At 48.2% G+C, this 21,455-nt stretch carries 21 protein-coding genes; 16 read left to right on the top strand and 5 right to left on the bottom strand.

Going from position 1 to position 21,455, the window contains the following annotated elements; translation table 11 throughout:
• The first annotated feature begins 16 nt into the window (after positions 1-16).
• From C233_RS0109935 to C233_RS0109910, 6 genes are all read left to right on the top strand, one after another.
• Positions 17-2,491 (top strand): glycoside hydrolase family 2 TIM barrel-domain containing protein, encoded by a 2,475-nt coding sequence (locus C233_RS0109935; RefSeq protein ID WP_018667440.1) that lies wholly within the window; start codon positions 17-19, stop codon positions 2,489-2,491.
• Positions 2,492-3,327: 836 nt separating this feature from the next.
• Positions 3,328-6,414, top strand: coding sequence for a SusC/RagA family TonB-linked outer membrane protein (locus tag C233_RS0109930; RefSeq protein ID WP_026314820.1), 3,087 nt, complete (start codon positions 3,328-3,330; stop codon positions 6,412-6,414).
• A gap of 20 nt (positions 6,415-6,434) precedes the next feature.
• Positions 6,435-8,168: a RagB/SusD family nutrient uptake outer membrane protein gene (locus tag C233_RS0109925; RefSeq protein ID WP_018667438.1), complete on the top strand. Its 1,734-nt coding sequence runs from the start codon at positions 6,435-6,437 to the stop codon at positions 8,166-8,168.
• Between the two features lie 29 nt (positions 8,169-8,197).
• Positions 8,198-9,421 (top strand): SusE domain-containing protein, encoded by a 1,224-nt coding sequence (locus C233_RS0109920; RefSeq protein WP_018667437.1) that lies wholly within the window; start codon positions 8,198-8,200, stop codon positions 9,419-9,421.
• Positions 9,422-9,452: 31 nt separating this feature from the next.
• Positions 9,453-10,586, top strand: a complete 1,134-nt coding sequence (locus C233_RS0109915) for an Outer membrane protein SusF domain-containing protein (protein ID WP_018667436.1) — start codon at positions 9,453-9,455, stop codon at positions 10,584-10,586.
• A 233-nt stretch (positions 10,587-10,819) separates the two neighbouring features.
• Positions 10,820-12,868, top strand: a complete 2,049-nt coding sequence (locus tag C233_RS0109910) for an alpha-amylase family glycosyl hydrolase (RefSeq protein ID WP_025069032.1) — start codon at positions 10,820-10,822, stop codon at positions 12,866-12,868.
• A gap of 4 nt (positions 12,869-12,872) precedes the next feature.
• Here C233_RS0109910 and C233_RS0109905 read toward each other — a convergent pair whose 3' ends face one another.
• The gene (locus C233_RS0109905; protein ID WP_018667434.1) at positions 12,873-13,856 is read right to left on the bottom strand and encodes a GNAT family N-acetyltransferase; all 984 of its coding nucleotides are present in this window, start codon (positions 13,854-13,856) and stop codon (positions 12,873-12,875) included.
• A 1,043-nt stretch (positions 13,857-14,899) separates the two neighbouring features.
• Between C233_RS0109905 and C233_RS0109885 the strand changes: the two genes are divergently transcribed.
• The 10 genes from C233_RS0109885 to C233_RS0109840 all read left to right on the top strand — a co-directional run bounded on the left by C233_RS0109885 (position 14,900) and on the right by C233_RS0109840 (position 18,878).
• Complete coding sequence (locus C233_RS0109885; protein ID WP_025069034.1) at positions 14,900-15,235, top strand: hypothetical protein; 336 nt, start codon at positions 14,900-14,902, stop codon at positions 15,233-15,235.
• Between the two features lie 7 nt (positions 15,236-15,242).
• Positions 15,243-15,458: a hypothetical protein gene (locus tag C233_RS0109880; protein WP_025069035.1), complete on the top strand. Its 216-nt coding sequence runs from the start codon at positions 15,243-15,245 to the stop codon at positions 15,456-15,458.
• A gap of 11 nt (positions 15,459-15,469) precedes the next feature.
• A complete protein-coding gene (locus tag C233_RS0109875; RefSeq protein WP_018667431.1) occupies positions 15,470-15,691 on the top strand; it encodes a hypothetical protein in 222 nt (73 codons plus the stop codon).
• Positions 15,692-15,703: 12 nt separating this feature from the next.
• Positions 15,704-16,114, top strand: a complete 411-nt coding sequence (locus tag C233_RS0109870) for a PcfK-like family protein (protein ID WP_018667430.1) — start codon at positions 15,704-15,706, stop codon at positions 16,112-16,114.
• Positions 16,115-16,116: 2 nt separating this feature from the next.
• Positions 16,117-17,400 carry a PcfJ domain-containing protein gene (locus C233_RS0109865; RefSeq protein ID WP_018667429.1) on the top strand — a complete coding sequence of 428 codons (1,284 nt, stop codon included), beginning with the start codon at positions 16,117-16,119 and terminating at the stop codon, positions 17,398-17,400.
• Positions 17,401-17,424: 24 nt separating this feature from the next.
• Complete coding sequence (locus C233_RS0109860; RefSeq protein WP_018667428.1) at positions 17,425-17,682, top strand: hypothetical protein; 258 nt, start codon at positions 17,425-17,427, stop codon at positions 17,680-17,682.
• Positions 17,683-17,702: 20 nt separating this feature from the next.
• Positions 17,703-17,936, top strand: a complete 234-nt coding sequence (locus C233_RS0109855; RefSeq protein WP_025069036.1) for a DUF3873 domain-containing protein — start codon at positions 17,703-17,705, stop codon at positions 17,934-17,936.
• Positions 17,933-18,178: a DUF6956 domain-containing protein gene (locus tag C233_RS0109850; RefSeq protein ID WP_018667426.1), complete on the top strand. Its 246-nt coding sequence runs from the start codon at positions 17,933-17,935 to the stop codon at positions 18,176-18,178. Before C233_RS0109855 ends, C233_RS0109850 begins: the two co-directional genes overlap by 4 nt.
• A gap of 53 nt (positions 18,179-18,231) precedes the next feature.
• Positions 18,232-18,540 carry a hypothetical protein gene (locus C233_RS0109845; RefSeq protein WP_018667425.1) on the top strand — a complete coding sequence of 103 codons (309 nt, stop codon included), beginning with the start codon at positions 18,232-18,234 and terminating at the stop codon, positions 18,538-18,540.
• A 116-nt stretch (positions 18,541-18,656) separates the two neighbouring features.
• Positions 18,657-18,878 (top strand): DUF7688 family protein, encoded by a 222-nt coding sequence (locus C233_RS0109840; RefSeq protein WP_018667424.1) that lies wholly within the window; start codon positions 18,657-18,659, stop codon positions 18,876-18,878.
• A gap of 68 nt (positions 18,879-18,946) precedes the next feature.
• On the opposite strand, the gene C233_RS0109835 is transcribed toward C233_RS0109840, so the two are convergent.
• Genes C233_RS0109835 through C233_RS0109820 form a run of 4 tightly spaced genes read right to left on the bottom strand, consistent with a single transcriptional unit; the run spans position 18,947 to position 21,454 of the window.
• Positions 18,947-19,474: a glycoside hydrolase family protein gene (locus C233_RS0109835; protein WP_018667423.1), complete on the bottom strand. Its 528-nt coding sequence runs from the start codon at positions 19,472-19,474 to the stop codon at positions 18,947-18,949.
• A complete protein-coding gene (locus C233_RS0109830; RefSeq protein WP_018667422.1) occupies positions 19,471-19,971 on the bottom strand; it encodes a DUF3872 domain-containing protein in 501 nt (166 codons plus the stop codon). The genes C233_RS0109835 and C233_RS0109830 overlap by 4 nt, the downstream gene beginning before the upstream one ends.
• Positions 19,968-20,870 (bottom strand): toprim domain-containing protein, encoded by a 903-nt coding sequence (locus C233_RS0109825; RefSeq protein WP_018667421.1) that lies wholly within the window; start codon positions 20,868-20,870, stop codon positions 19,968-19,970. Before C233_RS0109825 ends, C233_RS0109830 begins: the two co-directional genes overlap by 4 nt.
• 8 nt (positions 20,871-20,878) lie before the next feature.
• Positions 20,879-21,454, bottom strand: a complete 576-nt coding sequence (locus tag C233_RS0109820) for a conjugal transfer protein TraO (protein ID WP_018667420.1) — start codon at positions 21,452-21,454, stop codon at positions 20,879-20,881.
• Position 21,455 lies beyond the last annotated feature (1 nt).

Below are 21,455 nucleotides of genomic sequence, written 5' to 3'. Positions count from 1 at the left end.
TTTAAAACAGTGGATTATGAATAAGATACTGATAACGATTGCATGTTGTTTTTTTCTTTCCCCGGCTATTGTAGCGCAGCGTACCGAGGTTTATTTGGAGAAAGGCTGGAAGTTCTTCCAGGGAGATGTGTCCGAGGCTGCCCGTCCCGGTTATGACGATAATCGGTGGCAGGCAGTGACCGTGCCCCATGATTGGGCTATTTACGGGCCGTTCGATTATAATAACGATTTACAGAAAGTTGCCGTTACGCAGAATTTCGAAAAGCAGGCTTCGATAAAGACCGGACGTACGGGGGGATTGCCTTATGTGGGTGTAGGCTGGTATCGTACTACCTTTACTGTTCCGGCGGAGAAGCAGGCTACATTGGTTTTCGACGGAGCCATGAGCGAAGCCCGTGTTTATGTCAACGGACAAGAGGCTTGTTTCTGGCCTTTCGGCTACAACTCTTTTCACTGCGATGTCACACCTTATATATATAAGGATGGACAGCCCAATACGCTTGCCGTGCGTTTGGAGAACAAGCCGCAGTCTTCGCGCTGGTATCCCGGTGCAGGGTTGTACCGGAATGTCCGGTTAGTAACGACCGAATCGGTACATGTACCGGTATGGGGTACTCAGTTGACAACTCCGCACGTGTCGGATGAATATGCCTCTGTACGTTTGCGTACGGAGATTGCTAATGCCGGAAATAAGAATATCCGGATTGTAACCGAGATTATATCGCCGGACGGCAAAGTGGTTGCCGTAAAGGACAATACCCGTAAGATAAATCACGGACAGCCGTTCGAGCAGAATTTCTTGATAGACGCTCCCGCCTTGTGGTCGCCGGAGACGCCCTATCTCTACAAGGCATCTTCCAGAATATATGCAGACGGTAAACCGGTGGACGAGTACGTAACGCGTTTCGGTATCCGCAGCATAGAGATTGTGGCGGATAAGGGCTTTTTCTTGAATGGCAAGCACCGTAAATTCCAGGGTGTCTGCAATCATCACGACTTGGGTCCTTTAGGGGCGGCTATCAATGTAGCAGCCCTTCGTCGCCAGCTTACCTTATTGAAGGATATGGGGTGCGACGCTGTCCGTACAGCACATAATATGCCTGCTCCGGAGTTGGTGGAACTTTGCGACGAAATGGGCTTTATGATGATGATAGAACCTTTTGACGAGTGGGATATCGCCAAATGCGAAAACGGCTACCACCGCTATTTCCATGAATGGGCGGAACGGGATATGGTGAATATGCTGCGCCATTACCGTAATAATGCAAGCGTGGTGATGTGGAGCATCGGCAATGAAGTGCCTACGCAGTGCAGTCCCGAAGGTTACAAGGTAGCTTCCTTCTTGCAGGATATATGTCATCGCGAAGACCCCACACGTCCTGTCACATGCGGCATGGACCAGGTGTCTTGCGTCTTGGAGAACGGTTTTGCCGCTATGATAGACGTGCCCGGTTTCAACTACCGCGCCCACCGCTACGTGGAAGCTTACAACATCCTTCCGCAGAATATCGTTCTCGGTTCGGAAACGGCATCTACCGTCAGCTCGCGCGGTGTTTATAAGTTCCCGGTAGAGAAACGTGCCGGTGCGGTGTACGATGACCACCAGTGTTCGGGTTATGATGTGGAGTGTTGCTCATGGTCTAATATTCCCGATGAGGACTTTGCCCTGGCGGACGATTACGACTGGACTATCGGCCAGTTCGTCTGGACGGGTTTCGACTACCTGGGCGAACCGTCCCCCTACGATACGGATGCCTGGCCTAGCCATAGTTCCGTATTCGGTATCATAGACCTGGCGAGCCTGCCCAAAGACCGTTACTATCTGTATCGCAGCGTTTGGAACAAGAAGGCGAATACTTTGCATGTCCTTCCGCATTGGACGTGGCCGGGCAGGGAAGGAGAGAACACTCCCGTTTTCGTATATACCAATTATTCCTCCGCAGAACTTTTCGTCAATGGCAAGAGTTACGGCAAACAGCGCAAGCTGACGGCGCAGGAGAGCAAAGCCTTGCAGGGTAAGGACTCGCTCGCGCTGCAACGCCGTTACCGCCTGATGTGGCTGGATGTCCCTTATGAGCCGGGCGAACTGAAAGTCGTGGCTTATGATGCCTCCGGCAAACCGGTAGAGGAGAAGGTGGTACGTACTGCCGGCAAGCCTCATCATCTGGAGTTGGTGGCAGACCGTACCCAGCTTACTGCCGACGGCAAGGATTTGGCTTATATCACTGTTCGCGTGGTCGATAAGGACGGCAACCTGTGTCCGTCAGACAACCGCCTTGTTTCTTTCTCCGTGAAAGGAGCAGGCCGCTACCGTGCCGCCGCCAATGGCGATGCCACCAGCTTAGACCTTTTCCACCTGCCCAAGATGCCGGCTTTCAGCGGACAACTGACCGCTATCGTGCAGAGTACGGAGCAGTCGGGCGAAATAGTTTTCGAAGCCCGTGCTAAGGGATTACGAACCGGAAAAATCGTATTGTCTGCCGGCATGTAGCATCTGCATTATTTGTACTGTTGTAGAGTTTTGCATAATTTGTCGTCACTCGTCACTAATCCCTCTGTATTCCTTTGTAGGAAAGGGATACAGAGGGTGACGACAAGTGTGACGAGAGTGCTTATAAATTCGTAGTCGTCACTCGAATAATTCTTATCTGCTTTATAACCAATTGGTTGTGACGATTGCCTCATAGCCTGTATATGAGGCTTTTTTAATGCTTTCTAAGCCTGAAATGTTTCTATCATGTAGTTCGTGGCAATCTTTGGGGGTAAAACGCTCTTAATTTTTTATGTTTGCCCTCCTGTAATGGTAAGGTATTTATTGGAGATAAATGCCTTATTCCTTCTTTCTTTTCTTTGTTTTATCCCATATATAATATTCTTTTATCACTTTCTTTTTCTTGTTTTCCGGTTGCGGGCTCTACGGTTGCCAGTTGCGGGCCCGACAGCCTGCAACTGGCAACCGTAGAGCCCGCAATTGTGAAACGAAAAAAACAGCCTGCCGCTTCAGGGAAAATACAGTAGGTAAACTGCTATTAATAAGTGCTTTTGCAGCTATTATCTTACTGATTTTCCGTTATCCATTACGTGTTTTGCTTATGCGACCATGCGTTTATAAGATGATTGTATGCTATACCGGATATGGTGCAATCGTTTGCATTCTTCTTATTGATTTTTTTTGCGGCATCTTTGTTTCTTGATTAAAAATATAGCATACATTTGGAGTATCATAATAAAGTATTTGGAACACGTTCCGTATTTAGGTTAATATACTGAAACGTTTTTTGAATGTATTGTAGATAATTAATATTGTTAACTTTAATTTTTAAATGCATGAAGCAAGTTAATCTTGGAATCTATCGAACGATTCTTCCCTTGTTATTAGGGTTATTCTTGTCAGTTGGCGTTTATGCACAGAACATCACGGTGAAAGGGCATGTGAAAGATGCTATGGGTGGTGTTATCGGAGCTAATGTCATTGAAAAAGGTAATCCGTCTAACGGTACTATTACCGATTTGGACGGAAATTTTACATTGTCTGTTCCCAAAGGAGCTATTCTTCAAGTATCTTTTATAGGTTATAAAACACAGGAAATAGAAGCGGCTTCATCTGTGATTGTGACTTTGAAGGATGATTCGGAGTTATTGAACGAGGTGGTTGTTATCGGTTATGGTGTAGCCAAGAAAAACGACCTTACCGGTTCGGTGACAGCTATCAAGCCGGATGAGAAGAATAAGGGATTGGTTGTAAATGCCCAGGATATGATTCAGGGTAAGATTGCCGGTGTAAATGTAAATACCACTTCGGGAGCTCCCGGCGAAGGTGCTCAGATTCGTATTCGCGGCGGCGCATCATTGAATGCCAGTAACAATCCGCTTATCGTGATAGACGGTATGCCGATGGATAACAACAATACAAAAGGTATGAACAATCCACTTTCGCTTGTCAATCCTAATGATATCGAAACTTTTACGGTACTGAAAGATGCTTCTGCCACGGCAATTTACGGTAGCCGTGGTTCTAATGGTGTAATTATTATTACAACTAAGAAAGGACGTAAGAATCAGGCGCCGCAGATTTCATATAACGGAACTTTGTCGGTAAGTACGGTTTCCGACAAACTCGATGTGATGAATGCAGCCGAATATGTAGATTTTATTAAAAATAGGTATGGTGAAGGCTCAGCCGCTTATACGGGGCTCGGGTGGAAAAAATATAATGAGGACGGTACACCGGATTTTTCTGCCGGGACGTACGATACGGATTGGCAGGATGAAATATATCGCGCGGGTATCAGCCACGATCACAATGTCAGTGTTACCGGCGGAGTAGGTAATGACAACTGGTCTATGCCTTATCGTGTCAGTGTAGGTTATACGAATCAGGAAGGTATCCTGAAAGGTTCCGATTACAGCCGTTTTACGGCGGGATTTACATTGAACCCTTCGTTGCTGAATGACCACCTTAACTTCAATATCAATGCCAAGTACTCTTATTCGAAGACAAATCCGGGAGGCACGGATGCTATTGGCGCCGCTATCTCCATGGACCCGACCCGTCCGATAACGAGTGATGACGAACAGTTCAAGAACTGGGGCGGTTATTGGCAATGGACGAAGAATACTTCCGAATACGACCCCACTTTCCCGTTTGCACGCAATGATGACGCTCCTAAGAATCCGGTGGAATTGATTAACAATTATACATTCAACAAGAGTGCTACCGTGCTTCTCGGTAACTTCGAGGCAGATTATAAAATACATGGTTTCGAAGATTTACGTCTGCACATGAACCTTTCGGGCGAGTATGCCGACGGTGGAGAATATACCAATAACAATCCGTACTCTACTTATGGATTCTACTATGGCGGCGTAGGCGAAAACACGGAAAAGAAGTATAACCTTATCGCTACGGCATATGCTCAGTATAACAAGGATTTCAATAAGGCACACCACTTCGATGTAATGGTGGGTTACGAATATAACCATATGAAATATTGGGGAGGCGAATGGTTTACAAACTACTATCCTTCTACCAATGAGAGTACGTATGATGACGGTACTCCGAAGGCCGGAACGATAAACAGTTCTACCTCGAAAAACTGGAGAGGCCAGATTTATCTTGTCAGCTGGTATGGTCGTGCCAATTATTCGCTTCTTGACCGTTACCTCTTTACATTTACTGCCCGTTACGATGGTTCGAGCCGTTTTGCAGACGGACAGCGCTGGGGTTTCTTCCCGTCGGCGGCCTTTGCATGGCGCGTCAAAGACGAAGCCTTTTTGAAGGACATAGATATTGTGAGCGACCTGAAACTCCGTCTCGGTTGGGGTAAAACCGGTCAGCAAGATACCGGCAAGGAGTATTATACCGCTACATACAAGGTAAGTACCAGTGATAACCACCACTATCCGGTAGGTCCTGATAATCCCGGTATCCTTTATCAGCCTTTGGCTTATAACGATGAACTTACCTGGGAAACCACGACGACATGGAATCTGGGATTGGATTACGGTATGTTCAATCAAAGACTGACCTTGAATTTCGATGCTTATCACCGTAAAACGACCGACTTGCTTTCCACACCTACCATTCCGGCAGGACAGAACTTCGACAATGCTCTTTTGCTAAATGCCGGTTCTTTGGAAAACACCGGTGTCGAGATTGCTCTCTCCGGCAAGCCCATACAGACAAAAGACTGGTTTGTGGAACTTGGAGTGAACGTAGCATACAATAAGAACGAGATAACAGAACTTTATGGCGGACGCGATGTCATTGAAGCCGGAATGAAGGTGGGCACGGACCAGCAAATCACTTATCATCAGGTAGGGCTTCCGGCCAACTCTTTCTGGGTTTATCAGCAAGTGTACGATGAAAACGGACGGCCTGTCATGGGATGCTATGTAGACCGGAATTCCGACGGCACTATCGACGAGAGCGACCGCTATTATTATAAGAACATCATAGCACCCTGGACCGGAGGCTTTAACTTCAAGGTGGCTTACAAGAACTGGGACCTCGGAACGAATTTCAGGGCAAGCTTCGGTAATTATGTATATAATGGTATCGAATCGGGCAAGGCGAATTCTGCAGCGCTTTATAATTCCAAGGGATATTATGAAAATAGCACGGCGGATATTATAAATCTCGGCTGGAGTTCTTACAACTATGCGCTTTCCGATTATTTCGTACAGAACGCAAGTTTCCTGAAGTGCGACAACATCACGCTCGGATATAATTTCGATAATCTCTTCAAGGCCGGTAAATACAAAGGCGTGTCGGGCCGTATTTATGCTTCGTGCTCAAATGTCTTTACCCTTACGAAGTACAAGGGGCTCGACCCGGAACAGACTTCCGGTAAGGAGAGCAGCCTTTATCCGCGCAGCCGTACTTTCCTTCTTGGACTGAATCTTAATTTCTAATTTAATAAACAAGGACCATTATGAAACTAAATAAAATAAAAGCAATATTTCCTGCCGTTGCCCTTTTGTTGACAGCAAGCATGACTTCCTGTATGGACGACCTTGAAAAAGGAAATATAGACCCTACCGTAGAAGCTACCCCGAACCTGTTGGCCCTGTACAGCAAGTGTTATGCCGGACTCATTATGGAAGGTAATGACGGTAATGCAGACTTTACCATAGACGATGCCGGTAAATCGACATTGCTGCGTAACGTATTTAACTTTAACGAACTTTCTTCCGATGAGGCTATCTGTTGGTGGAGCGACGGCGGTATTACGGATATCAGTTATAATCAATGTATGCCGGGTACTGCTACCCTCAGATTTCTTTATTATCGTTTGATGTCCAATATTACGTACTGTAATCATTATCTGAGCCTTGAAGAGGCACAGAGCGATAAGACAATGCTTGCAGAAGTACGCTTTATCCGTGCATACAACTATTTTCTGATGCTCGATTTCTTTGGAGACCCGTCTTTTATCGAAACGATTACCTCGGCAGTTCCCAAACAGGCGCATGCTTATAATGAAAAATTTGACGAGAGTGCCACCTATACCCGTGCGGAACTCCTGCAATTAGGACGTGAATTCCTCTTTAACTGGGTGAAGAAAGAACTGGAAAATGCCGAAGCCGATATGTTGCCGGCAGAGCCGGAAACAGACAGCGATGCGAACTACGGCCGTGCCGACAAGGCGGCAGCTTGGATTTTGCTGAGCCGTTTGTATCTTAATGCAGGTACTTACCTTAATAATGACGGACAGAACAATCCTCATTGGGACAAAGCGTTGGAATATGCCGAAAAGGTTATCAATTCGAGTTATGCGCTTTTCGATGATAGCAAGATTTCGACAGAAGCTACACAGAGAGGCTACCGTCCGTACGATTTGCTTTTTATGGGCGATAACGGTTCCAACGGAGCCAGTTGCGAAGCTATCTTGCCGCTTCTTCAGGACGGAAAGGAAACGAAAGGCTATGGAGGTTCGCTCTTCTTTATTGCCGCTATGTGGAATGACAAGATGCTGACTGTAACCGACCTTACGGCTGGTACTACGGGCAATACTTGGTCCGGTATGCGATGCCGTCCTCAACTGATTGAGAAGTTTACCAATAACCCGGAGTCTTTTGTAGGTAAGACGACAAAGGAAATCCGCGCTTTGAATATTGACGACCGTGCACTTTTCTGGGGAAAAGGTTCGGACGGCGATGAACGTACGCTTGACTTGGGCGACAACTCCAGCTTCTATCAAGGCCTGGTAACTACGAAATGGAATAACAACTATTCCAACGGCGGAAGCCCGCACGATGTATTCGATGTAGATACGGATTTCTTCCTTTTCCGTGTGGCAGAGGCTTATCTCAATGCTGCCGAGGCAGAAATGCACCTCAATGGAGAGAGTTCTACAAAGGCAAAGGGCTATATCGATGCCTTGCGCAAGCGTGCTCATACCACCACAAGCAGCTCTTATACCTTGGACTATGTCCTCGACGAGCGTTCGCGCGAGTTCTATTTCGAGGGGCTCCGTCGTACTGACCTTATACGTTTTAACCAGTTCGGCGGCACGCAGGCCACATACAACTGGTCGTTCAAGGGGGGTAATAAGAACGGTGTTACGTTCGATAAGACAAGAAATCTTTTCCCTCTCCCCACATCGGAGATACAGGCAAACAGAAACCTTATCCAGATTGAAGGCTATAATGAGACTGAAGAGTAAAGTTAAAACAGTAAATTAAGAAACATAATATGAAGAATAAATTGTTGCTTGGTGCTGTGCTTGTCGGTGCTGCCGGCATATTTACAGCCTGTTCGGATGATAATGATTCGAACCCTACGCTGATACAACCCACGGAGTTTACCTTGAACACTCCGGCCTACGTAAATGAAACGGTAGACTTGAAGAGCACGGAATCCCTTCGGCTGACATGGTCGCAACCGGAATATACGGCAAACAATGCTCCGATTAATGCTACATACGAAATACAGGTTTCTCCGGCTAATTCATTCACCGTATCCGTAGACGAAGCGGATGCCGATGAAGCGAACACCCTTGTTGCCGATTATGCAGTCATAGACAAGACTTCTACGACTTGTTTTGCCGATTTGGCGGCAGACGAGCTCAATAAAGCTTTGATTGAAGTTGCGAAATGGAAAGAAGATGCCGTTCCTGCCGAACAAAAGGCATATATCCGTATCAGTGCGTATGTGCTTGAAGGTACGGCCAAGCTGAATGCGGTTACATCCAATGCGATAGAAATCAGCGTGGCTCCCTACTATATAGAGTTGTCGGATGCTGCTCCTATCATGTGGTATCTTCTCGGAGATAATTTTGGCGACGGCGGTTGGGGTAACTCTTCGGACAAGGTAGGTATAAGCAATTTCCCCTTGTTCGTGCAGAGTGATTATTCTTACGACAAGGTGACCGGTGCAGGCGAAATCACTTACCTTAATTATTTTACGACCGGAAACTGGAAGATACAGCCGGCGGATTTCAATTGGGATTATGGATTTTGTGGCACGGGTACTCCCAACGAGGCTGTTTATCGTGACGGCGGAGCCGATGGCGGAAATATCACGTGCAATCCGGCAGGTTATTATCTTGTTACTATCAATACCGGAGATAATACTTGTACTATTGAACCTCAGGACATAACCCCGACTGTCTATTCGCAGATATGCATTACCGGCGATTTCTGCGACTGGGCTGATACGAATATGACTCCTGTAAATAAGGAAGGTGAAAACCATGTATGGTGTTATACGCTGACGGTAGAAGAAGATGCCGTGAAACAGATTAAATTCAAGACTCCCGGCGGTTGGGATACCAATTGGGGATACGGTTCGACAGACGGCGAAGTTTCCACTTGTGGTAAGGCGGCAGCCGGAGGTCCAAACATCGGTGTTGCAGCCGGTACATGGATTATCATGTTCAATGACATTACCGGTGAGTTCAGTATCATTGCTAATTAAAAAGAATAACACACTTTAATTGAAAAATACTATGATAAAGAAATTGGTATATGGCTTTGCCGTCATTGCAGGACTCGCTTCCTGCAATGATGACTATACGGATTGGGCAGCCCCTCAGAGCAACGAACCCAACGCACCGGTTGACAAAATCGCATTCACGGTACAGCCAACGGTCAGTTCCATTGACTTTGTAACGGAAACGGCGGAAAGCATTCAGTTGTTTACTGCCGATGTACAGGACGGGAAGGTAAGCGAATATACACTTACCCTTTCGGCTGAGGGTAAAGAAAAGACAGCCGTTCTGGTTGCAACGGTGTCCGGGACCGTCGTGTCGGCGGAATTGGCAGATGCAGTAGCGGCTATCTATGGTAAAAGTCCCGATGAGCGGACTGTTGCTGTTGAGGTATCGGCTGATGTAACGGTAAGTACCGAGGACGGTAACATCATAACGAAGAAGAAAGCTTCTCCGTTTACCCTGAATATCAAGCTGAATACCCCGGCCGAGTATTTCCTGGTAGGCGACGTTACGTCGTGGGCGACTAATGCGGACAAATGTATGCTTTATCCGCAAGGCGACAAGAAGTATGCGTATACAACGGATTTTACTAAAGAAGACAACGGGACGAAGAGTGCCGGTAGTTTGAAAATCTGGTTGGGAGCCGATTTGGGCAATTGGGATAATTGTTATGGCGCTGAAACTGACGGCGATAATGCAGCTTCCGGTAAACTGGTTTCTGCAAATGCCGGGGCGATAGCTTGCCCGGAAACTGATGCGTTCTATAAACTGGAGGTAGACTTTGAAACGAATGAGTATGCCTGGACAAAGTTGGCAGACCAAAGTCCGACAGAGTATAATCGAATAAGCCTGATTGGTGAGTATAACGATTGGGATGAGTCTGGCTCTGAGAAAGACTTGACAGAAGTTACTCCGCATAACTGGTACATCGGCGGCTTCGAACCGGGCAAGGACGGTGCATTGAAGTTGCGTGCCGAGCATGCTTGGACTATTTCTTGGGGTGCTACGGCTGACAATGTAACAATAGCGGATAAAAACTATCTGACACTGACCGCTACGGACGGTAAGAATATTACTGTTCCCGACGGAAAGTACAATGTATTCTTTAATGACATTACGGGTGAGGTTATATTCCAAACAGCAGAATAGTATCTGTAATATCTAAAGAATATTTATCTTAGCACAGACAAGTGTGTCTGGACTTGCTGTAGATTGCATGGATTCGGTATCGATTCTTCTTTTCGTGATAAGGGAGATTATACGGGCCTGCATTGTTTACGGCAAGTTCAGGCACATTTTGTTTTTCTACTTTCATTTCAAGCCTGGGGTTGCTTCAAGAAATGATGCAGACCTTTTTATTGTTGTTATATAAATCTGATAAAATGAAGAACTTAAAGATTGTTTGGTATTTGCTGCTCGGGGTGTTGGTAAACTGCGCGACGGCTTGCAGTGATGACCATGGAGTACTTCCCGAACCTGTACCGGGACAAAACGACTCCCCCGAAGGGTATGTTGCCCTGGAAGCTTCGCCCGATGCCTGGGACGGAACGAAGCGTGCCGACATTACTTATCAGGCATTGGTGTACTCGTTTGCCGACAGTGATAATGACGGGTGGGGAGACTTTGGAGGACTTGCCGACAAACTGGATTATCTTAACGGAATGGGGGTGAATGCGATATGGCTGTCGCCGGTTCATCCGGCAATGTCCTATCACGGATATGATGTGACGGACTATACGGCAGTGAATTCGCAGTATGGAACCCTGGCAGACTTCGAACGGCTGGTTGCCGAAGCCCATGCGTTGGATATAAAGGTATATCTGGACTATGTTATGAACCATACCGGTAAAGAGCATCCCTGGTTTATGGCTGCGAAATCGTCCGGAGAAAGTGCCTGCCGCGATTATTATATCTTCTCGCAAGACCCTGAAACTGATATAAAAGAAGGTAAGATTGCCATGATAGAGCCGGGAGGATATAATGGCGGAGAGTGGTTTGCATTGAATATGGAGGCTGTAAAAGGGGTGTATAAATTCGTTCTCGACTGGCGTAATCCGTCTGCTCCCACTGTAACGGTAACCGAGGCGGAAGTTGCGGATACCGATAATCCGGATACCGGAACGGAGGATGCCAAGTACCTCTATTTTGGCGCAGGAGTAAACAAGAAGTTTTATAGCAAGGGAAATGGAATATACGAGCTGACCGTCAATCTCGATACAGACTGGGGTTTTCTAATCCGTACCGATAAGACTTCCTGGGATGCAGGCAGCAAGTATGGGGCGTCCTCCAAATCGGACCGGATTGCATTGGGAGTTCCTTTCGTCTTGAATAATTCTACGGCTGCGGATATACAGTTTGCCTCGGCCGATGCGTGTTATTATCATTCACACTTTCAAACCGACTGGTTCGCCGACCTCAACTACGGCGCCATTGATGATGCGGCCCACTCTCCGGCGTATAAGGAAATGGTTGCCGCTGCAAAGGGCTGGATAGATAAGGGCATCGACGGGTTCCGTCTGGATGCGGTGAAGCATATTTACCACAACGCCGCTTCCGATGAAAATCCCCGCTTCCTTAAGATGTTTTATGATGATATGAACGCATATTATAAAACCAAAGGCCATACGGATGATATCTACATCGTGGGTGAGGTCCTTTCGGGAAGCGATGAAGCAGCCCCCTATTATCGAGGGCTTCCTGCATTGTTTGAATTTGATTTCTGGTATAAGCTGAATTGGGCGATAACCAATGCAACCGGTTGCTATTTTGCCAAGGATATACTCTCTTTCCAGCAGAAATATGCACGATACCGCACCGATTACATAGAGGCTACCAAGCTGTCCAACCACGACGAAGACCGCACGGCTTCCGAGTTGGGCAAGTCCGAAGCCAAATGCAAGCTTGCCGCCGCCGTATTACTTACTGCACCGGGCGAACCTTATATTTATTACGGCGAGGAACTGGGCATTTATGGAACAAAGGAGAAGGGGGACGAGTATGTGCGTAGTCCGATGCTATGGGGAGATGATTATACCGCTTCCTATACGGATAAGGTAGATGCTGCAATGGTGTCGGCCGTACGGTCTGTGGCAGAACAGAAAGAGGATGCAAGCTCGTTATTGAATACTTATATATCGTTCATCCGCTTGCGCAATACCTATCCGTCTTTAGCCCGAGGCACGATGACGAAACATGCGGTATATAACGAGTCGAATGAGAAATACAAGGGTATCGCAGCATGGTATATGACAAAAGACAGTGAGAGGATGCTCGTACTTCATAACTTCGGGAATACCTCTGTCGAACTCTCATTGACGGATAAAACCGAGAAAGCTGTTGGCGTATCGGGCACTGTTTGGGTAAAAGAGGGGGATGATGCCTCTATCCGGTTGGATAAATACTCATCGGTGGTCTATAAGATAGCCCGATAGCTGCTTACTCGTACATCTTTATCAGCACCCTGTTCAGCCATTCCCACCGAAAACGGAACCAGCGACGGGTGCTGATTTGTTTTCCGCCGAAACGGAGTACGAACTCCCGGTAGCCGTGTCTGCGGAAAGGCAGCCCTACATCCATGAATTCCAGGTGGCGGTAACCGCGCTCTTGGGCATCGCGCAGTGCCTGCCATACGGCGAGCACACCGGGATATTGCAGGGCATAGGTTTTGCGCAGGCCGCCGGAGAACCAGAGGTAGGCATTGTCGTCGGAATAGATGCAGGCGCTTCCGCCGATAATTTTGTCCTTGTAGGTTACGATGAAGATACGGCTTTGGCGGCTTTGTGTCATTTGCTTTTCCAGTTGCTGGAAGAAGTCCATGCTCGGAAAGTGCCGCCGTATCTTGGCGGAGTAGTTATGGTGCAACATCTTGGCAAAGGCGTGGATTTCTTCCGTGGTATGCGCTTCCTTTACCTTTGCACCGTTTTTCAGCCCTTTCCTGATTTGGCGGATGCGCGAGGGGCTGAAGCGTTCTTCCACCTGTTCCGTGTTGTGCAGCGAGTTACGGACGCGTAGCCAGTTGACGGCGAAGTAACGGTTCCTGCGGAAAACCTTGTAGCCGGACAGCGAGTTGTCCAAGTTACGGAATTCGATAAGGAATGCTTCCCGCAGGGCTTCGTCCGTAAGCCGTTGCAACATATCGCTGAAAACGGTTTCTTTGTCGATAGCTTCATCGAAATATTCTCCGATACCATACACTTCGCATCGTTTGATAATGGCAGGCGGAAACAACCGTGTGCTTTTCCGTACGGCGGCAAGTAGCTTGGCTACGGGAACTCCGCCTTCCGATGCCACGATAAGCAGAGGGGTATATCCCGGAGTCGCTTCGTAGATGCGAAACAGTTCCGTAGAGTGGAAAGTGTCGGTTCCCGGTAATTCGGGTATCCGGCTTCCCCGGTAATATGTGGTCAGTTTCAAGGGCATTGCTGCAAATTTAAAAAATAATCTTGTATCTTTGCCTCACGAAGTTACGAAAAGAGTGTAATTTATTGGAAATGAGCGTAGGTTAATTGCTCATGATAGTAATAGGTTACGAATTAGTTAGTTATCTACTGCATTATCCTTCTGCGCGTTGCGTAACCTTCAAAGAACTCTTCGTATGCAAAAATAGAAATTAAACGGGAGATTTAGAAATAAATCTCCTGATTTTTTATCCTCACATATAAGTTTTTCCGTAAAAGCGGTTTTGTCCGTCGGCACACCATCGCCCAAAGAGATTTTGGACGAACGTATGCCGACTACCGCATAAGCGGAGAAAAGGGCTTTGCCTCACGCCTAAACAGAAGTTTAGACTGATGATGCAAGGCCCATTTCTTTTGCGCTTATGCCAGAGAGGTGCTTTTACGGATTTCTGACTGTTTTTCTTTTTCGCTGTCCATTTGAGCCGGAAGCGGAAAGCCGTGCAAGACCGCCCGCTCCATGAATGGAACAAGCCGTCACCCACGGCAGGCAAACCTGAAAGAATGATTTTATATGTCCGACCGGACACGTCCTGCCGGACATATAAAACCATACTTTCCACACGGTGGTTTGCCCGGTTCCACGCTTCCGGCTGTTTCCCTTTTTCTTTTGTGGACTTCTTTTTTACGGATTTCTCTTTTGAAGTTTTCCTGTCCAATCTGCCTCCACTTCCGTTTACCTCCATTTCCGCGCCTTTCAGTGAGCCGCATCAGGCAGTCATTTCCGTTCTGGGCGCAAAGGTAATTCCGGGATTGGACGGGAAAGCAAGGTCAAGCCTCCTGTTTTCTGCGGAAATCTCCAGCCCTGTGCGGGTAGTATTTCCGCGAAAAACCTTGCATTCCCTAATCCCTACCTTTTTAAGCACCCGAAACGAAAACGACCGATGCGACAGAAAGACGCATTAAAAAAAATGTCGGATAAACGAGAGGCAGATAAGATAGTTTGAAACTCAACTCCCTCAGCTCTTGAATCCGCATTAAAAACAAAAAATCAAAAACAAAACGGATATGGAAACAACAATGGCAACAAAATTCGTGGCTTGGGAAGTGCCGACATTGGAAACACTGAAAGGCAGTAAGGCTTACATCCTTCGTGAGAAACTGAACAACGGAGGACAGATGAACCGAGAGGAAAAGGATTGGCTCACCGAAAACGTGAACAGTAACACCTATTTCAAGAGCGCAGTCCCCTTGCAAGGCTGGAGGTTTGACTTCTCCGATGTTCTCCGCACGTTCCTCGTATGCCAATACGGACGTTGGACGGAATACAAGGCAACGGACAAGACCGGACTTCGCAGATACCTATACGGCAGGATAGACAACATTGTGGAACTTGAAAAATGATACGGCTATGACGGCAACGGCAAATTTCAGACAAGTGGCGCAATACATAGGACTTGCGATATGCGGTTTAATCGTGCGCACCGCCTTCGGGATATTGGACATCCTTTGGGGCATCATCACGGAGATAATAAACGGAGTGTTCCGAGTGGCGATAGGCGTAATCGTGGCTATCCTTTCCACAATCGCCTTCTTCGGCTTCATCCTTTGGTTATTCACCCTTTAACCCCTACCGAAATGGCAAAGAGAAGCAGCAAGACGGCAGCACAGCAGTGCAGATACTACGAGGTGGACAACATCTTCGTGTACATGGTGGAAACGTATATCAACGGAAACATATCCGTGTTCCGTGACCTCTACCACGAACTGAACAAGGACGCACGGAGGGATTTTACAGACTTCCTTTTGAGCGAGGTTGAGCCGACCTATTGGAGAGAGATACTGAAACAGACAATCTAAAATGACAGCGATATGAAAACGACAGACCATTTCAAGAGAACGATACAGATGTATTTGGAACAGCGGGCAGCGGAAGATGCGCTCTTTGCCAAGAACTACCGCAACCCAGCCAAGAACATAGACGATTGCGTGACCTATATTCTGAACTATGTGCAGAAAAGCGGTTGCAACGGCTTCACGGACGGAGAGATATACGGACAAGCCGTCCACTACTATGACGAGAACGAGGTAGAGGTGGGCGAACCTATCCAATGCAAGGTAGCCGTGAACCATGTGGTGGAACTCACAGCGGAGGAAAAGGCGGAAGCACGGCAGAACGCTATCCGACAATACCAAGACGAGGAACTCCGCAAGTTGCAGAACCGCAACAAGCCAACAGCGAAGAAAGAAACCAAAGTTGAACCATCACTATTTGACTTCTGATTATGAAACCGAGAACACGCATACAGCAGGAAGTCGCACGTTTGAGCAAGCGACTACCGGGATTGACCGAAGAACAAAGGGCATACGCTTTCCGCCATTGCTTCAAGCATTACGCCATCAAAAGGGCAGACGGCACGAACATCTGCACCGAGTGCGGACATTCGTGGAAAAGCGACCACGACCTTGCAGATACCATTTGCGGATGCACCTGCCCCCGTTGCGGCATGGAGTTGGAAACATTACGCACCCGAAAGAGTGTTTTCAGCGATATGGAGTATTTCTCCATCGTCACCACCTGCAAGCAATACCAAGTGATACGCTTCTTTTCCGTCAAGTCACGATACAAGGCAGGGCAGACAGCCGAATATTCCATCTTTGAAGTGGTGCAGAGGTGGATTGCCCCCGACGGCAAGACAACGACCGTTGCCCGATTGCGTGGCATGTCCTTGTTCTATTACGACCTATGGAATGAATACAGCGACATGGAGGTACGCAAGAATGGAGAATTTCGGGCATACGACATAAATCCGGTATGCACCTACCCCCGACAGCGTTTCATACCCGAAGTGAAACGCAACGGCTTCAAGGGTGATTATCACAACATCCTGCCTTACGACCTTTTCAAAGCCATACTTTCCGACTGCCGAGCCGAAACGCTGTTGAAGGCAGGGCAATATCCCATGTTGCGTTACTATATATACCACTCTTTCAATATCGTAGAGTATTGGGCATCCTTGAAGATATGTATCCGAAATGGCTACACCATTGCCAACGGCTCTATGTGGCGTGACACGATAGACCTCCTGCGTCATTTCGGCAAGGACACGAACAGCCCGAAGTACGTTTGCCCTGCCGACCTCAAAGCCGAACACGACAAGTTGGTGGCGAAGCGTAACCGACAAAGGGAACGTGAGCGGACGGAACAGCAACGGCAAAAGGCGATTGAGGACGAGAAGAACTATCTAAAAGCCAAAGGTATCTTCTTCGGACTTGTGTTCTCCGACAACCTTATCCGTATCAAGGTCATAGAGAGCGTGGAGGAAATGATAGAGGAAGGACGTATGATGCACCATTGCGTGGGTGGCTACCACAATCGGGAAAATTCTCTTATCCTTTCAGCGACCATTGACGGCAGACGCATAGAAACGATAGAGGTATCACTGAAAACTTTGGAGGTGGTGCAGTGCCGTGGCTTATGCAACGAGAACACCGAATACCACGACCGCATTGTAAACCTTGTGAACAGCAACGTGAACCTTATCCGCCAACGAATGGAAGCGGCATAGTATAAACCTATAATACCCAATAGTATGGAAGTAAGAATTGAAAGCATGATTTGTCTGTGGGACGATAAAATCCCCACAATGTTCCTTGAATTTGTAAACCTCCTCACTCTGGCAACGAGTGAGGAGCAGTTAAGGGCAAACGTCAAGGACTTTGCCGAGAAGCACGAACTTGACAGGTTTTTCCTTTACGGCTTCGGCTCCCACCATTTCTACCTGCACCAACGCTATACGAGTGACCCCGAAATGGTGATGCGCAACAGAGTTTTGTCAGTACATTTTTAACCACTCTAAAATCAACGATTATGGCAACACGAATGACCATCAACGGAATAAGCACCTGCACCGAAGCAGGTACGGAGAAATACGAGCGTTTCCAATTAGGTATCGGCAGACGCAAGCGGACACTTGTGCAGTACGACTACCGCCATCCCACAAACGGAGAGTTGTTCTCTTGTGTCAAACCCACGTTGGACGAGTGCCGAGCCGCACGGGACAAGTGGCTCACGGCAAAGGGAGGAAAGGAGGACAGACGATGAACGCAGCCTACCAAACGCTGATAGTGAAGTTCAGCGAGCCTATCAAAGTATTGGACGGCATCTTTGACGATGCCGAAGCGTGGGGAGTTGATACCCTAAAAAAGTGGATAGATGACTATGAAAGTAGCAGGTTTACCGCCATTGACAGCCATACGGCAGTCATCACAAGCGAGTACAATATGGAGTGCCTGATGGAATGGTTGAAACGAAACACACCCATTGCCGAGATAACAGAATGTTGAACAAGTTGGCGGTGTCCGCACCGCCAACATATAAACCCTAAAAGACAGCGTATATGATAGCGAAGACAATTTTGGAGCAGATAGGCGGCAGACGCTTTGCCGCCATGACTGGAAGCAAGGACTTCATAGACATGGGCAACGGCTTGCGCATGAGCCTTGCGAGGAACAAGACAAGTGCCAACCGCCTTGACATCATCTATGACGGAGGGGCAGACCTCTACAATATGCGTTTCTACCGCAGGACGTTCAGCAAAAAGACATTCGAGTGCAAGACGAAGGACATCGAAACGCACAAGGGGATATATTGCGATATGCTGGAAGAAATGTTCACGATGGTAACGGGGCTTTACACCCGATTTTGAGGGGTGGGCGGCAAAAGCCGCCCTACTTTCTTTCGGTGAGCATGATGGCGGACAAAGAAAGTAGCAAAGAAACCTTGTCTAATCTTCGATAATATTTACAAAAACAAGTTTTAATCATGGAAGCAATCAGACAGAACGGAAAAATCATCTTGCACAGCGATGACGGAACAGGCATGAAGATGATTTTCAAAAACCTGACGGGAAAGAATTTTCAAGGTCGGGAGTATGCGGAGTATATCCGTCATATCGCAATCGGAAGCATGGGATTTTCACCCGGCATCATCGAACATTGCAGGGACGGTGAGGTAATCGACATGGGAACAATACCGAATGTATGAAATGAAAGCGGAAAATCCGATGAAGCAGGCAGCTTCATCGGATTTTCTTTTGTCAGGCACTTGCCATATCATGGAACATACAGCAGCGCAAATTCCGCCTTCCTCCGTTTGAGCAGCATGGCGTGCCGTTTACCCTTGTAATTGCAGAAAGCAATATACTCCCGATAAATGTTCCTGTCGCCCGCTTCCAATTTTCGGATCAGCGTGCTTTTGGAGTATCCGTTGCCGCCCAAAAGTTTCGACGGACCGACATTGAAAGCCAGCGTGCCAAGCAAAATCGAATCCGCCCCGAACCTACGGAACATGGCGATGAACTTCCGCAGGTCTTTGCGCAGGAGCGCGTCCGCCTGCCGTTTCGTCATGGTGCGTGCAGAATACCTTTCGCCTTTTTGTAAACGATGCCCCCAGCCCAAGTAGGGATAGCAGCTTTGGTCATGCCAGCCTTCAAAATAGCGGGTGCATAGAAAAGCCCGCTCCATGAGTGGCAGGCGGTAGATTGCCGCCTGTCTGTCCGTTCCCTCTTGGCGGCTGATCTGTGCGGACACGGAACAGACCGCCAGCAGCGAACAGAGGATAGCCATGAATACACGCATCATCTTGGCAGAGGTTTGAAATTGCCCATAGGGATGACGGTCTGAATGTCGTCCTTACCGTTCCGATTATTGAAGTCAAATTCCAATTCATAGGAATTTTTGAAATTGTCCACCACCACGATGAAGTTGTGCGCCTCGTCGCCCTCTGCCGTGTAGTACAGCCGGAACTTCTCGTTTTCGAGCAGGTAGCGGTCGTTGGGCAGGAACGTAATGCCGTTGTCCATTTTCAATGTACCTTCCCCCTCGAACTGGAAATACCGGATGGTATAGAGGGTGTTGGCGAAGTCGCCCGTCTTTTTCAGCTCACAGCGGATTTCCACCGTCTGCCCCTTCGTCACCTTGTTCGGCACGGGCATGGTTTCCACCGTGAAGGGATAGGATTGCTGGATGTCCATGTCGTCGTCACACGACACGAGCGTGAGCGACACGGCGGCGAACAGGCAGAGTGCCAACGCCTTGAAGATGGATTTTCTTCGGTTCTTGTTGTTCAGTATGTTCATTTCAATTTGATTTTTAAGTTATTGTTCATTTCTTTTTTCGTTGTCAGTTGCAGATACTCGTTCAAGTCCTTGCAACCGTCATAGAGGGCTGAACGGTCACAGGCACGTCTGCCATAGCGTTTGCCAAGAACGTCAAGCGTCCTCCGTCCGGCTTCGTCACGGTCAAGGAAACAGTTGATGCGTCCGTAAGCGTCCAGATGCTTCATCGCCTTTTCCACGTTGGAAACGGAGTTCAGCACAAGACTGTCGCCATTGCCGACTATGCCGAGTGTGGCAGCAGAAAGGAAATCCATAAATCCCTCGAACACGCTGCACACGTCGGCAGCGGTATTTTCCAGCTTTACCAGTGACACATCTTTCGGTGGTATGCAACCCTTGAAATGGCGGCTGCGTACCTCATAGCCGCCAGCCATGTTTGGAAAGCCTATTGCGAAATACCGCTTTCCACGCACGCCATAGTTCAGGCGGAAACAATGGTGGAATGCAACGGCATAAGGTATGCCCCGTTCCGCCAGATAGTCCGTCAGCGGTGAGCGGAGCAACGGGACGGCTTCCACTCCTTCAAAGGCAGGTTCGGCAGGCTTCGGTTGATAGGTCGGAAAAGCCGACCTATCAACCACCATATTTGCGGCTTTCGCTATAAACCTCGCCTGTTCCATAAAATCCACGCTTTGCGCAAACTCCCCGGCAAGCGTAAAGATGTCGCCACCCTTGCCCAAACCGAAGTCGTACCAGAGCTGTTTCGCCACGTTCACACGGAAAGAGGGTGTGCGCTCATTGCGGTACGACGCACGATACCAAAGCTCGTTTCCGCTTCTCCGTACAGGCTCGTGCCCCAACCGCGCGAGAAAGTCTGCCAACGGAATCCGCCTTATCATGTCGATGTCCGTATGCTCCATGCGGTGCGTCAGTTGATGATTATCTTGATGCCCGCCCCGAATTGGCAATGGAACTTTCTCGTGTCGCCACCCCACAGACAACGCTCCCGGAGGTTGGCGAGCAGGGCGATACGGTCAGCCACGTAAAACTCCACGTCCAGCGTCAGCGCACCGCCGTAGATGAAGGCGTCACGGTCATGGAGCGTGGAGCCGTCAGGCAGCACCTTCTCGCCCCAGTTCACCGATTCATACCCGGCAAGAGCCGAAGCACCCGCATAGACGAACACGGTTTTACGCGCGTCGGACAGTATCTTGAAGTAGTAGCCGCCCTCTGCCGTGAACTGTGCCACGGGTATCTTTGCGTCCTTGTAGGGGTTGTTCTTCAGCAGGTACTCGCCGCCGAACACCCATCTGTTACCTTTCTTCGTGTAGGTGGAGAGAGCCGCCCCGAAGCTGTACCCGCCGTCGTTGCCGCCGGGATTGAAGCCGTCCGCCATGTTTGCCCTGACCTCGATGCCTTGCATCTTCGGCAGGCACCGCTGGGCGTTCGCCCGCCCTGTGAACAGGGCAAGCGACGCGATAATCATAAAAAGGTACTTCTTCATA

It is taken from the genome of Bacteroides gallinarum DSM 18171 = JCM 13658 (assembly GCF_000374365.1).
Lineage (GTDB): Bacteria > Bacteroidota > Bacteroidia > Bacteroidales > Bacteroidaceae > Bacteroides > Bacteroides gallinarum.
The sequence above is the reverse complement of the archived record's forward strand: the minus strand, read 5'-3'. Positions and strand labels throughout refer to the sequence as shown.

Excerpts from the sequence above, each read along its gene's own strand:
- C233_RS0109905 (WP_018667434.1), bottom strand. The coding sequence starts at position 13,856 with ATGCCCTTGAAACTGACCACATATTACCGGGGAAGCCGGATACCCGAA.
- C233_RS0109840 (WP_018667424.1), top strand. The coding sequence starts at position 18,657 with ATGGAAGCAATCAGACAGAACGGAAAAATCATCTTGCACAGCGATGAC.
- C233_RS0109930 (WP_026314820.1), top strand. The coding sequence starts at position 3,328 with ATGAAGCAAGTTAATCTTGGAATCTATCGAACGATTCTTCCCTTGTTA.
- C233_RS0109935 (WP_018667440.1), top strand. The coding sequence starts at position 17 with ATGAATAAGATACTGATAACGATTGCATGTTGTTTTTTTCTTTCCCCG.
- C233_RS0109875 (WP_018667431.1), top strand. The coding sequence starts at position 15,470 with ATGGCAAAGAGAAGCAGCAAGACGGCAGCACAGCAGTGCAGATACTAC.
- C233_RS0109870 (WP_018667430.1), top strand. The coding sequence starts at position 15,704 with ATGAAAACGACAGACCATTTCAAGAGAACGATACAGATGTATTTGGAA.
- C233_RS0109885 (WP_025069034.1), top strand. The coding sequence starts at position 14,900 with ATGGAAACAACAATGGCAACAAAATTCGTGGCTTGGGAAGTGCCGACA.
- C233_RS0109855 (WP_025069036.1), top strand. The coding sequence starts at position 17,703 with ATGGCAACACGAATGACCATCAACGGAATAAGCACCTGCACCGAAGCA.
- C233_RS0109880 (WP_025069035.1), top strand. The coding sequence starts at position 15,243 with ATGACGGCAACGGCAAATTTCAGACAAGTGGCGCAATACATAGGACTT.
- C233_RS0109910 (WP_025069032.1), top strand. The coding sequence starts at position 10,820 with ATGAAGAACTTAAAGATTGTTTGGTATTTGCTGCTCGGGGTGTTGGTA.
- C233_RS0109865 (WP_018667429.1), top strand. The coding sequence starts at position 16,117 with ATGAAACCGAGAACACGCATACAGCAGGAAGTCGCACGTTTGAGCAAG.
- C233_RS0109915 (WP_018667436.1), top strand. The coding sequence starts at position 9,453 with ATGATAAAGAAATTGGTATATGGCTTTGCCGTCATTGCAGGACTCGCT.
- C233_RS0109825 (WP_018667421.1), bottom strand. The coding sequence starts at position 20,870 with ATGGAGCATACGGACATCGACATGATAAGGCGGATTCCGTTGGCAGAC.
- C233_RS0109845 (WP_018667425.1), top strand. The coding sequence starts at position 18,232 with ATGATAGCGAAGACAATTTTGGAGCAGATAGGCGGCAGACGCTTTGCC.
- C233_RS0109820 (WP_018667420.1), bottom strand. The coding sequence starts at position 21,454 with ATGAAGAAGTACCTTTTTATGATTATCGCGTCGCTTGCCCTGTTCACA.
- C233_RS0109835 (WP_018667423.1), bottom strand. The coding sequence starts at position 19,474 with ATGATGCGTGTATTCATGGCTATCCTCTGTTCGCTGCTGGCGGTCTGT.
- C233_RS0109920 (WP_018667437.1), top strand. The coding sequence starts at position 8,198 with ATGAAGAATAAATTGTTGCTTGGTGCTGTGCTTGTCGGTGCTGCCGGC.
- C233_RS0109850 (WP_018667426.1), top strand. The coding sequence starts at position 17,933 with ATGAACGCAGCCTACCAAACGCTGATAGTGAAGTTCAGCGAGCCTATC.
- C233_RS0109860 (WP_018667428.1), top strand. The coding sequence starts at position 17,425 with ATGGAAGTAAGAATTGAAAGCATGATTTGTCTGTGGGACGATAAAATC.
- C233_RS0109925 (WP_018667438.1), top strand. The coding sequence starts at position 6,435 with ATGAAACTAAATAAAATAAAAGCAATATTTCCTGCCGTTGCCCTTTTG.
- C233_RS0109830 (WP_018667422.1), bottom strand. The coding sequence starts at position 19,971 with ATGAACATACTGAACAACAAGAACCGAAGAAAATCCATCTTCAAGGCG.